The sequence below is a fragment of the Bombella sp. ESL0378 genome (assembly GCF_009725845.1).
Lineage (GTDB): Bacteria > Pseudomonadota > Alphaproteobacteria > Acetobacterales > Acetobacteraceae > Bombella > Bombella pollinis.
Window position 1 is genome coordinate 76,453 of sequence record NZ_WNIF01000009.1, and the last position, 11,880, is coordinate 88,332.

General features: G+C 51.4%; 10 protein-coding genes and 1 CRISPR repeat array (1 of these 11 only partly in view). All 10 genes read right to left on the reverse strand.

Features of this window, described 5'->3' with window-relative positions; all coding sequences use genetic code 11:
* A CRISPR array of direct repeats spans positions 1–1,603; the repeat unit is 29 nt; unit sequence CGGTTCATCCCCGCGGGGGCGGGGAACAT (it extends 988 nt beyond the left edge of the window).
* Between the two features lie 69 nt (positions 1,604–1,672).
* The 10 genes from cas2e to GM556_RS07445 all read right to left on the reverse strand — a co-directional run bounded on the left by cas2e (position 1,673) and on the right by GM556_RS07445 (position 11,562).
* Positions 1,673–1,972: a type I-E CRISPR-associated endoribonuclease Cas2e gene (cas2e, locus tag GM556_RS07400; RefSeq protein ID WP_155573906.1), complete on the reverse strand. Its 300-nt coding sequence runs from the start codon at positions 1,970–1,972 to the stop codon at positions 1,673–1,675.
* A complete protein-coding gene (cas1e, locus tag GM556_RS07405) occupies positions 1,972–2,922 on the reverse strand; it encodes a type I-E CRISPR-associated endonuclease Cas1e (protein ID WP_155579716.1) in 951 nt (316 codons plus the stop codon). The genes cas2e and cas1e overlap by 1 nt, the downstream gene beginning before the upstream one ends.
* Entirely contained in the window at positions 2,919–3,599 is a 681-nt protein-coding gene (gene cas6e, locus GM556_RS07410; protein ID WP_155579701.1) for a type I-E CRISPR-associated protein Cas6/Cse3/CasE, read from the reverse strand. Before cas6e ends, cas1e begins: the two co-directional genes overlap by 4 nt.
* Positions 3,599–4,339 carry a type I-E CRISPR-associated protein Cas5/CasD gene (gene cas5e / locus GM556_RS07415; protein WP_155573908.1) on the reverse strand — a complete coding sequence of 247 codons (741 nt, stop codon included), beginning with the start codon at positions 4,337–4,339 and terminating at the stop codon, positions 3,599–3,601. The genes cas6e and cas5e overlap by 1 nt, the downstream gene beginning before the upstream one ends.
* Positions 4,339–5,409, reverse strand: coding sequence for a type I-E CRISPR-associated protein Cas7/Cse4/CasC (gene cas7e, locus GM556_RS07420; protein WP_155579702.1), 1,071 nt, complete (start codon positions 5,407–5,409; stop codon positions 4,339–4,341). The genes cas5e and cas7e overlap by 1 nt, the downstream gene beginning before the upstream one ends.
* Before the next feature lie 40 nt (positions 5,410–5,449).
* Entirely contained in the window at positions 5,450–6,016 is a 567-nt protein-coding gene (gene casB / locus GM556_RS07425; RefSeq protein WP_155579703.1) for a type I-E CRISPR-associated protein Cse2/CasB, read from the reverse strand.
* Entirely contained in the window at positions 6,013–7,530 is a 1,518-nt protein-coding gene (gene casA / locus GM556_RS07430) for a type I-E CRISPR-associated protein Cse1/CasA (RefSeq protein WP_196424790.1), read from the reverse strand. Before casA ends, casB begins: the two co-directional genes overlap by 4 nt.
* A gap of 96 nt (positions 7,531–7,626) precedes the next feature.
* Positions 7,627–10,152 (reverse strand): CRISPR-associated helicase Cas3', encoded by a 2,526-nt coding sequence (cas3, locus tag GM556_RS07435; protein ID WP_230873332.1) that lies wholly within the window; start codon positions 10,150–10,152, stop codon positions 7,627–7,629.
* A gap of 20 nt (positions 10,153–10,172) precedes the next feature.
* The gene (locus tag GM556_RS07440) at positions 10,173–10,868 is read right to left on the reverse strand and encodes a hypothetical protein (protein WP_155573912.1); all 696 of its coding nucleotides are present in this window, start codon (positions 10,866–10,868) and stop codon (positions 10,173–10,175) included.
* An 85-nt stretch (positions 10,869–10,953) separates the two neighbouring features.
* Entirely contained in the window at positions 10,954–11,562 is a 609-nt protein-coding gene (locus GM556_RS07445; RefSeq protein ID WP_155579705.1) for a hypothetical protein, read from the reverse strand.
* Positions 11,563–11,880 lie beyond the last annotated feature (318 nt).

The following is an 11,880-nucleotide window of genomic DNA, read 5'->3' on the forward strand; positions in this document are numbered from 1 at the left end:
GCGGGGGCGGGGAACATACGTCTAGTGAGTGCAAAGATATGGCCAAGCGCGGTTCATCCCCGCGGGGGCGGGGAACATTAAATGTCTCAATATAAGGAAGGAACAAATCACGGTTCATCCCCGCGGGGGCGGGGAACATACCTGATTAAGCAAATCGCTATTTGTATTTTGCGGTTCATCCCCGCGGGGGCGGGGAACATTGGGGAGGCTATAGTTTCTCGATAACTATGGTCGGTTCATCCCCGCGGGGGCGGGGAACATCCTTACTACACCTCCGTATGTAGGCCCCCAAACGGTTCATCCCCGCGGGGGCGGGGAACATTAATGTAAAAGATGGTTGTATGGGTGTGGGAGCGGTTCATCCCCGCGGGGGCGGGGAACATCATGGATAACCCCATATAGCATCCTACAAATACGGTTCATCCCCGCGGGGGCGGGGAACATAGCAATTAAGAAGGGAGGGGGTGAAAATCCCCCGGTTCATCCCCGCGGGGGCGGGGAACATTCAATGCCGTTATTAGCCTGTCCTAAATAAGTCGGTTCATCCCCGCGGGGGCGGGGAACATAATCTGTCTATGACCATACGTGTCATAGAAAACGGTTCATCCCCGCGGGGGCGGGGAACATTCAATAATATATTCCCCAAAACCGTTCGGGCCCGGTTCATCCCCGCGGGGGCGGGGAACATCCTCACCTCAGGATTATTAGAATTATTGTATTCGGTTCATCCCCGCGGGGGCGGGGAACATATAAGCAATAACAAAATCGCAATCACCCTCTACGGTTCATCCCCGCGGGGGCGGGGAACATACAAACCAAGAATTAGCTCAGAGTGAAAGCACCGGTTCATCCCCGCGGGGGCGGGGAACATATAAAGTCATGTCCATTCTGTGCCTGGGGGGCCGGTTCATCCCCGCGGGGGCGGGGAACATCCATGACATGCTTATGCAAGTCTTTTATGACACGGTTCATCCCCGCGGGGGCGGGGAACATAAATGCTCCAATAGCAGCACCAGCAACAGCGGCGGTTCATCCCCGCGGGGGCGGGGAACATTAAAGTGCAACTATTTGTAGCAGTAATCGTTGCGGTTCATCCCCGCGGGGGCGGGGAACATACTAACGTGTCAATCCCATAGAAGCCAAAATTCGGTTCATCCCCGCGGGGGCGGGGAACATTTCTCCTAATTTAATATAAGTGAAATTATTACCGGTTCATCCCCGCGGGGGCGGGGAACATAAGGGAAGGAAGACAATTTTTAACGAAAAAGTCGGTTCATCCCCGCGGGGGCGGGGAACATTTCGCCTAGAGGGAGCGGGAAAACATACGGTTCGGTTCATCCCCGCGGGGGCGGGGAACATACACCTGATGGTCTTGAAATACTCAACGACTACGGTTCATCCCCGCGGGGGCGGGGAACATTAGACGGGGCCATTTCGTGAAAACCAAAGGCTCGGTTCATCCCCGCGGGGGCGGGGAACATCAAATATAAAGACGATATTTTAGAATTGATATCGGTTCATCCCCGCGGGGGCGGGGAACATACGGTGGCACGATGACAATTCTCCCCTATACCCGGTTCATCCCCGCGGGGGCGGGGAACATACTTCTTAAAACCAACTGTATTATAAATCTTTTTCAATTGTCAAAGAGCGTACCAACATAAATTATATTTTAAGAATTATCACCTCCCTCCTGTTCCGGGCGAAACGAGACAAGCTCTAACCCATCAAAATCAACGGGCATGCGGCGGTTCCGCCCTGCGGTGCGAAAGGCATAGCCTTGGTCGTTAGGCACATGCCAGACCATGACAGCATCTCCCAGCCCTAAGCCAGCGAGCACTTGCTCCCATATCATCTCCCGTGTGCGAGCGGAGTAATCACCCACATAAACACCAGCGCGTATCTCCACCAACCAAGCGGCAAGGCGACCACGCAACCGCGGCGGGGCATTCGTAACCACGACAACAAGCATTAGCGGTGCCCGGGGTCGCCAAAGGGTTCATCCTCAAACGCGACGGGTACGGCCTCTGGCGGAGGGTCAGGCCGAGGCAAGCCACCAGCGGAGAGAACCTCCTCTATGGTAGGGATAATCTTCTGCAATAAACGCTCTTTGCGGAACTTATCCCGGCAAGCGAGCCTTACGGCACGATCTGGTGCCATATCTAACCGGCCCCGCTCTGCTTTACCCGCAATGCGAAAAGCCTCTGGTATGACTGTATCCATCTTAAAAATATCAGCCACATCATACACAAAGGAGAGCGGCTTCCCGCTATGGAGAAACCCCACCGCTGGGGCATAACCAGCGGCCAATACAGCGGCCTCGGACAAACCATGCAAGCACGCTGTCGCGGCGGAAAGACATCGATTAGGAATATCGGAGCCATTCCAATCTTTCCGGTCATAAGAGCGGCGTTTCCAGCTCACGCCATATTGTGCTGCCAAAAGAGCGTACCCTTCCCGCACGCGCGCGCCCTCAATGCCGCGTAATTGCTCGACCGATCGCCGTGCTGGTGGGTCCTCCTTAAAGCGCAGCTTGTACATTTCCCGCACAACGCGCAAACGCGCTTCGTCATTCAACGCCAAACTTGCTTGCCAGAGCAGGCGATCAGACCGCGCTCCACCGGGTTGGCCAGCCGAATATAACCGTACCCCCGCCTCACCTACCCATGTGATGAGCGTCCCCACACGCGCGGCTAAACATACTGCTGCGTGAGAGATACGCGCCCCCGGCTCCAGCATAATACCTGCTAATCCACCAACGGGGATTTGCGTCCGTGTGCCGTCTGCATTCACAGCAACGAAGGCACCATCCAGCACATCAAGTTGGGCACGCTCAACAAAGATGAGCGAAGCACGGTCTTTAAGCGGGATCGGCTTTGGCGGGGCAAGACCGGGTAACCCACCCTTCCCCGCCCCGCTCATATAGCCCGCCGGATGAGCATAAGCCCACACCCAAAGGCCTTTGCGCGGCCAAAGCCTTTACCCATCCTCTCCAAAAAGGCTTGAGGGTCCGTGACCTCTAACTGCCCTGTCAGGTCCAAGATACCGAATTCTGGCTGCTCTTTGCCACGCCGTTTATCAAAACGTGGCAGCCGTTCCACACGGTAATCCTCAACCTGCATATTTTCCAACACAAAGCCAGCACTCTCACCTTGGCGGGCGAGCCATGCTTTGCCTTCTTGCTGTGCGAGGTCCATACGCTTTACTGCTCGTTCCTCTTTCGCCACGGGATAAAGCGCATCCAACACAACATCAACACGCTTGCCCGTATCACGCTTCATCCGTGTTGCGTTGACTTGTAGTTGAAAGCGCAACCGGTCCCCCACCTGCAACTGAGGGGCAAAAAGCTTGACCACCGGTTTTTCAAACAGCTCATTATCATCCCGTGGTGGGCGCGGCGATAAAGTGATAAAACTCCCATCGCTCTCTGCCCGCCAGAGGAAATCCCGCTTTTGGTCGGGGTCTGTCGCAAAAGCAGACCATAACATATTATGCTGAGCAGACCGCCTGTGTCCCGCATCGGGCTGTTTTAACGTATCCTCCAAAACACGCACGACAGGACTACGCGAGAGGCGAATACGGCTTAAATACCACTCCATTAGCGCGCCTCCCCCTTTGTCTCTCCGGCTATTTGTGCCTTAATCGACACCGAGCGCAGAGCAACCTCGCGCGCAGCAAAATGCCAGCGTTGCCGGTCTAACGGCACATCGTGCACAATCTCACGCGGGGCGTGTTCATCACTATGCGCGCCATCCACCACGAGGGTGCGTGCCTCTAATTTGCCCTCCTCCCCAAAGGACGAAAACCAATGTGGCACCCTAGGCACTATTATATGCCCCAAAGCGTCCTCCACCGTATCCGCTTCTACGATTTGCGGGTGTGGTGGTGCAGCAAGCGGGCATGATTTCCGCCCTAAATAGAGCGTAAAACACGGCTTCTTTAAGGCAGCTTCTATAACCTTCAAGCCTTCACCCTGTACGGCGATGCCATAGAACACCCCCGCCCGGTAGTCACGCAGCGTAATGCTCGTCTCTACCTTGTCCCCCGCAGCTAACAAAGCCTCCGGGCGCGAATTGGGCTTCTTCACCGCAGCGGATGGCACAGCTTGGATTGTATGAAAATCCCGCACCCCCTCACCGCTTGCAAAAATCGCCACATCAATCTTTAACGCATCTAACAGTGAGAAATCACCATCACGCGGAATGCCTAAGGCTGCCCCCATCAAACCAATAAGGGCGGAGCGACCGGGCCAGAGCAGCGACCCGCGCCGCTCATGCCCGGCAAGTTCGCCCATCGCCCCAAGAGAGGCTGCGAGCGAAAACACCAGATAAGAAGACATCACGCACCCCGCGCGGCTTCGCCTGCAAATGCAGCAATCTCTTCCAATGTCGCGCCATCATCATGACCAACATGCAGCTTAGCTTCTGCCTCCCAGCATGGACCATAGGCTTTATCAATCGCCTTACGGGTAGCTTCCAATTTCGTAACGGATTCACCCAGCAAGTCCTTGCCTTCCACAGCCTTAAAGAAGGCACCAGACAAATCACGCGGGGCTTGCTCGCCACGCTCTGCCAAAATGTAATGAGCGCGTGGATGATGAGCAAAGCTGTTCTGCTTACCGCTAGGCGTCGCTTGCGCTAGACCTTTTGCCAAGGCCTCCAACGCTTTAACAGCAAGCTCTTTATCACCCGCTAGATTTTCAATCAAAAGGTCCACATTCACGCAAACATAGTGATAGAATACGCCAGAGCCAAAACCGGTCTCGCCAATATGCGCGGCCCCTGTCTCATCTGCTTTATTGAGGTCATCCACCGCAGAGAACCAGTCTTCTTGCTCTATAGACCGGTGCGTCGTAAAAGCGTGAGCCACTTGCACAGCGGCATCCCGATTGAAGTCCGCATCAGAGGCCAGCATACGCCCAAACATAGCCACATCCACCGCACCATCAGCATTCCGAAGAACCCGGTTTTTAAGGTCTTTATCCTTCGGTAATTTCTCACCTGCAGCCGCAGATTCAGCCAATTCATAGGCCAATTTCTGTTCTTCTGGAGAAATAAAGGCTAGTGTCGTAGCAAGCTTATCGCCGGACTCTTTCCCTGCAGATTCTAATTTACCGAAAATACCCGCAACCTCTTCAGCAGTTTTATGAGCAACCGCCTCTTTGATGCCATTCTTCACTAAATGTTCGACCAACTTACCGTAAAGACGCTTCGTCCGCACCCCCATATGACCCGCAAGATTCTCCGCAAAGAAGGCACTCTCCCGCAACGCGCGCTTGATCGATTGTGAGGAGTGCCGCAAACGCGTCTCACCACCAATCACAGCCTGCTTCGGCCGCCCCATATCGTCACGATTAGGATTAGATGGGCCATATGTCGTCAAAAGGTGGAATTGTACAAAAACAGTCATGCTAAAACACTCACTCTATCCATCAGGTAAAAACAGAAACTCAAGCTTGGCTAGGCTCAGCCTTCTTTTCAGAGCCAAACGGAACCCCGAAATAGTCCAAACACCAGCGCGTACGCGTTTGATCGCCCCAAAACATCATATCCCCTGCAAGGCGCGCCACATTACATTTCTCATCCGCCGAAGTGACGGCACGCCGCAATAAAGACGCGACCTCATCTCTCTCTGCCGTGATTAATTGCTTAAAGCGCATATGCGACATCACAGGGGTTTCATCTGCGCCCTTTAACCGCTTCGCTAAGCTATCGGGCACATTGTGACGCACAAAGCTAATAACATGCAGCGTCTGAGCAAAAGGCTTTAGCTGATGCTCTCCTAAACCCAGCGTAACAACCAGCCTAGAGACGGTCGGCTCAAACAAAATATCAGGATATGTACTGCGGCGTAACCGCGCACTTAAGGCACGCGCTGCACTTTGCCGTGCGTCACGACTACCCGCTTTTTGGGCTTTACCCTCCGCCTCATCCTCAGACTGGCCCTGCACGCGCGGGGCGATATAATTCCTCCACCATTGGAAAATTTCCTCCCCGATTGATCGTTTCTCACTCATGCCGCTTGCCCCTTCTTCTGCGCTTTTGTTGTAGGAACAGGAAGACCTAACTTCTGGAACAATGAAGCCCCTGTTTTTTTGCCATGGCCATGTAACGCTATGCTCAAGAACTTCCGCGCCTCTGCGATCGCCTTCATCTCCTTCATGCCACGCTCAGAGAGTCCTGGTTTGGCTAAGACATCAAATTGAGACAAAGCTTGATCCCGCATCTCACCCAACCACGCCTCGGCAGGGTTACCACCTTCGGCTATGTCGCGAAAATGCTCATAAAAAGCCGGTTCCGTCTTGAGATAAAACTCCTCCCGCTGCGCGTCACGCGCTTCCCCTTTATCCAAAAGAGACGCTAAAGCCTGATGCAGCATAGAGGCCACCATCTCCGCGGCCTCGATGAAATCAGCTAACCGGAACAAGGCCTCATCAGATAAACGTCGCATGGGCTGTGCAGAATACACAAAATCCCTTGGGCTCATATTATTCATAGCCCAACCCGCTACGAGTACGGAGACTTCCTCGCTGGAATCATCCTCCCCTCTATCTCTGCAACGCCATTCTTCTAGGACCAAAGCGAGCGAGGCGAGCCCCTGCTCTCGCTGGGTTTTGTCACCCGTTTGCATCAACAGGCCCAACCAATTACGGTACCCAAACCGACCCGCACGCGGGTGCCGGGGAAGTGGCATTTCTCCGGACTTCATACGATAATAAGGACTAAGAGGATGCTGCCACCCTTCATAATTCGTCCCATAAGGTTTTTGGATAACCCCCGTTATCCCCTGTTCATCCCCTACAAGACGTAGGCGGCGGGGCATGCCAAAAAAGGCTTCAACCGTAAAGGGAGGAGCCTTTTCATCCTTACCATCATTAGGCCGTACAGGCCCCTTCCCCTTCTCTGATGTTCGAGTCGGGCGCATCCACGGGAGGTCCTTCATCATAGAAGGCTGGCCGAATGGCACATTCAACCACACTAAATCCCACAATGTTTTGCCGGGGTCTAAAATCGTCACGAGCGGGCCACCACCACGCATAGAGGTCCGATTCCCCGCACCACCAGCAGGCGCAAAATCCTGCAAGGTGTAAAGAGCCATGGCCGCTTCTGGCAACGTCAAACACTTATATCGATGCCGGTGGACCATAAGGTCCAGATTTTTCCGCATCGTCTGGCCGCCAGCACTATCGATAAATAACATATCAACAGGATTAGGCGCACCATCAAGCTTGTCATAATCCTGCAAGAAACGCGGCCCATCCCCCATTAAAAAGAAAGCCGGAGCATAAGCCTCCAACGCGGTCCTTAATCCCTCCGGGTCGGGCTTTGTACGTGCCTTCCAATCCTTCTTATCAGAAGGCGGGGTTGCCATATAAACAAGCCCAATTAATAGCTCCAAGCACGCAACGTTAAAATCAGGCCTAGGCCAATCGGGGAATAGTACATCACTCTCCGCTATTTGCCACGGGGCAATCACCCGGCGGCCCTCTTTACATTTTACAGGAATCCACGGATCCGTGATGAGATTCAACAACGCTAAGCCCTCACAAACTATTCAAACTAACCGTAAAGAGAAATCTTACCCAGCAATAGCCATATAGACACAACTCTGTGTTGATAATAAATACTATCTCTTTTCATCCTCTTTATTGTAGAATACTAACCCGTTATCTCTGTCATAATGCAGTCCCGCACAAATATCGCCTTCAGGCTCCTGCACAGGGCATAGCGTAACGCTGGCTTGCCTCCATTGAGGCCAGTCTTTCTTAATAGCCTGAATCGCTGGGGCAGCTTGGTCTGGCAATTCAAGGTGCGCTACTTTAGCAACCCGCACAGAAAGCTCCGATAAGTGCCATAAAGCCTTCTCATCACCATTGGTACTGCCATCAGCCTGCGCCCAAGGGCGTAAGCCTGCCTCTGTATAACGCGCTAACATTAATGTTCTCGTCTCATCACCCAGACGTGTCGGATAACGCGCATCATCCGCTCCATTGCCAGCCTTACGATAGCCATCCCCTAAAGCGACAATATTTTGATAAGCTAAATTATTAGCCGCTGAATCCTTACCCCATCTTTCATTTTCCGCGTTCTCTAAAACGGACGGTACCGGCTCGGCTTCATCCCCATGAACAGCCTCAATAAGACTCCGCAAGCCTTCTGGAGCTTCAATTTGCCCCGTGCGGAATAGAACAGAGGCCGTTCTCCACATATCAGGCAGGGGGTACACCCATTCCCCCTTACCCAAAGCCCCTTGTAGCCAACGCTCACCCTCTATCACCGCAGGGTCAGGTGAAAGAACCTTCAAGATTGGTGCGGGTACGGGCCGATTTGCGGCAGGACGACGGTCCATATGCCGCCATAACCGCCCGACACGCTGTATTAGAGAGCCCATAGGCGCAAGGTCCGAGACCATGACATCAAAATCTAGGTCTAACGATGCCTCAACAATTTGTGTCGAGACCAAAACAAACCCGTCACGCTCAGTGCCATCACGCCCCACGCGGGATAGGACCTCTTGCTCCAAACGCTTACGATCGCATAACGCAAAACGCGCATGCAAAAGCCGCGCCTCTATCCCTTGCTGGCGCAAAACCTCTACCGCGGCAATAGCATCATCAACCGCATTGCGCACCCATACACAAGCCGCTCCCTTTGCCGCACATTCGGTAAGATAATGCACGGCTTCATCCATAGTGCCGAGACGTTCTACCTTTACCGAGCCTTTTTGGGGGCGTTCATCCGCTGCAAAAGCAGTAACGGCCTCACCACCTGCTACGGTTATCGCGGGGTAAGCATAAGACTGCGCCTCACCACCATATGTGGCCAGTAATTTTTCCCGCCACGTTAAAGGCAATGTCGCCGTTAATAAAATGGCCGAGCCCCCCATCGCCCGATGCATTTTCAACAAAGCCACTAGCTCTTGCGCGATATAAGGCTCACCCATCTCGTGAACCTCATCCACCACTATAATTTTTGAGGATAAGCCATAATGCCGCAATGTTTGAAACCGCACGGGAAGAACCGACAACAACGCTTGGTCAATCGTCCCTACACCAACATCTGCTAACAAAGCGCGCCGGTTATCATGGGCCAACCATGCGGAGCTCGTAACCTTATCATGTGGTACATCCTCGCCCGTACGGCTTTGCCCCAACACTAAATCTTGAAAAGGGACCGAAAGACCCGCCCGCCCATGCGCAAGAGTAAGGGTTGGCTTGTCAAACATCTTGCCAATGCTTTGTTTAACACGCTCAAACATCGCATCGGCCGTTGCCATAGTGGGGAGGGCAAAAAACAACCCTCGCCCCTTCCCAGCCAAAGCCATACGTTGCGCCAAAAGCAATGCCGCTTCCGTCTTACCTGCCCCAGTTTCTGCCTCCAAAATGACCAAACTAGGACCATCCGGCAAAGGCACATCAACACACGCGGTTTGTAGCGGACGCAGCGCAAAGGAAAATAACGCCTCATCCCGCGCGCTTGTGCTGCCAAGCCCTACCTCCTGCACAGCTTTACGCGCTGTCTCACGGGCTTTCTCTAAATATGCTTGCGGCTCCAACCCCGGGGCTACCGGAGGAAAATAAAGCGTGTTCGACCCAACCCAATCCGCCGCTGTGCAGAAACCCGGTAACCACCATGATAAGCGGATAGCATCCTCCTCATTCAGCTCCGCTAAAGAGGCTTCCGGCCAAAGCGTGCGGAATAGCTCCAAAACCTCCGCCGCACTCTCCGCTCCCTTACCAATGGCTTTAAGACAATTATAACGGACTCGCCCCTTTAAACTTTGCTGAGAAGGACGACCATGATGTCCAGCTATAGACGCATATAAATAACGCCGGACATCTTCCTCACCACCAAGCCATTCCTCCAGATACTCATCTTTTTCATACAGGAAGATTTCTGTGAGTTCCCAATGCCGAAACTCCTGAGCTATCCCCTCCCGCAACATAGCGCGAAAGCTCTCGCTAAACTTACCGAGGTCATGCAACCCAACAAGAGCTACAAAAGCCTGTTTAAGAGGCGGTGAAAAGGGGAAAGGCTCAATAAGCACTTCCGCCACTGCTGCGACATCAAGGAGATGATAAAGCGCGGGATGCTCAACATCGCTATCAGGGAGAGGGCTTTTAGCAGGCCACTCCATAACAGACTGCATCATACCCTCTCCCCCTTATGTATTTATTTTGCTTGAACAGGATAGAGAAAACTATCCATCAAAAAGGGCGTAATTGAAAAGACAAAAATATTACGATCCCCAAGCTTGGATGATTCTTTTGGTTTATCAAACGCGTACCCGGTCTCTACATTCTTCAATTTAAACGTATATTGTTTACTGAAAAACTGGTCACTCTCGCTAAAGGGCTTCGCTGAGGCGTTAAATGTAAGCTTTACGCTTTTATCTTCTGCCTTAAATGCTTGTGCATCGAAGCTAAAAGCCATCTCTGAACTATCAATCTTACCTTTATTATTGTCGGACATCTGTACAGGCAATGTGTTAAAGGGCGTCACATCCTCTGCCACTTTCTCTATGTCATATCCTTGATTACGAATCATATTGATAAAAACACGCTCACGCATGTTCCGGCCCTTCCAAAACTCCTCTTTAGTTGCCGCCGTAATAGAGGTCGTCCCAGCAGGAAGAGCCCTAAAGGTCTGCACCAAACCCAAAGCTTGCCGAATATCCTTCATACTCGCCCGTGCTTTCTCTGCTGGTACGGAGATGCGATATACCTCCACAACCACCAGCGCGCTAGCCTCTGTCCCAAAACCGGAGGGCTGATTATCCGCCGCCGCAATCTTAAACATACCATCAGCCTGCGCTGGCATGGCACTTAATGAAAGGATAAGGCCCAATAGATAGATAAGTTTTTTCATCTCAACATCTTCCCTGACACATCGCTCCATATTAGTAACAAACCTACTCACAACCCTTATATATGTCCAGAAAAGAGCAAACACTTCACATTGATATCCCTTCTTTTTTAAGAACATCATGCAAATACGCAGTTAACGCTAAATTAGTCTCCTTCCTACAAACAAGAAGACGTATAAATATTTTTATGATCATTAGAAGAGATACTAAAAGAAAAATAACATCTCCACCTATAGAAATAACAAAATCTGAAATCAATAACGCAATAACATATAAAATTACATATAATATGAACTCCCTAAAAAGAAACCTAACATAATCACCTGCTATAAAAATGGATTTTATCCCAAAATAAGCACTTTGCTGCGAATTAATATTATACAACATCAAATACGTGCTGTTAGGGTCTCCCTTTTTCCCTCCCCGTATCAAAATAGCTTCCTGTCCATCCCGACATTTAAACTTTATATTACTAACATGCACTTCCTTCCCATTGGGTGAAACGATCCAAAAGGTTTGATACCGCCTTATAAAAGACGATACCCCCCAATCTCCATTTCCCACATTACGAGACGAAAAAGAGTTACCCTGATTATAAGAAAAGAATGTTGTTTCATGCCATTGCTTTTGCCCACGAACAACGCCCCTCTGATAATCAAACCAGACGGGCGTACCCCTTATCATATATTCCATCATCTCTATTCCTTATTAGAACTTACTCTATAAACTATTCCTGAAAACAAAATAAAATCAACACTCTTATAGGGTATACTTAAAATCAAAAAGGATCGAACTCACTATTTTAGCAAGTGATAACCTAAATAAGGAAAACTTATACTGTGTTTATACAAGAGTAAGCTTCATCAGATTTTACTGACCTGCAATGCGGGATAAGCTTATCACAGAGGCAAGGGTATGTTTTAGTGGTGTGTGGGTTTAGGGATTTATCTGGGATTTGTGTATGGTATTTATTGGATGCGGGGGTAGGATTTGAACCTACGACCTTCAGGTTAT

Excerpts from the sequence above, each read along its gene's own strand:
- cas7e (WP_155579702.1), bottom strand. The coding sequence starts at position 5,409 with ATGACTGTTTTTGTACAATTCCACCTTTTGACGACATATGGCCCATCT.
- GM556_RS07440 (WP_155573912.1), bottom strand. The coding sequence starts at position 10,868 with ATGAAAAAACTTATCTATCTATTGGGCCTTATCCTTTCATTAAGTGCC.
- cas3 (WP_230873332.1), bottom strand. The coding sequence starts at position 10,152 with ATGATGCAGTCTGTTATGGAGTGGCCTGCTAAAAGCCCTCTCCCTGAT.
- cas2e (WP_155573906.1), bottom strand. The coding sequence starts at position 1,972 with ATGCTTGTTGTCGTGGTTACGAATGCCCCGCCGCGGTTGCGTGGTCGC.
- casB (WP_155579703.1), bottom strand. The coding sequence starts at position 6,016 with ATGAGTGAGAAACGATCAATCGGGGAGGAAATTTTCCAATGGTGGAGG.
- cas1e (WP_155579716.1), bottom strand. The coding sequence starts at position 2,922 with ATGAGCGGGGCGGGGAAGGGTGGGTTACCCGGTCTTGCCCCGCCAAAG.
- GM556_RS07445 (WP_155579705.1), bottom strand. The coding sequence starts at position 11,562 with ATGATGGAATATATGATAAGGGGTACGCCCGTCTGGTTTGATTATCAG.
- cas5e (WP_155573908.1), bottom strand. The coding sequence starts at position 4,339 with ATGTCTTCTTATCTGGTGTTTTCGCTCGCAGCCTCTCTTGGGGCGATG.
- cas6e (WP_155579701.1), bottom strand. The coding sequence starts at position 3,599 with ATGGAGTGGTATTTAAGCCGTATTCGCCTCTCGCGTAGTCCTGTCGTG.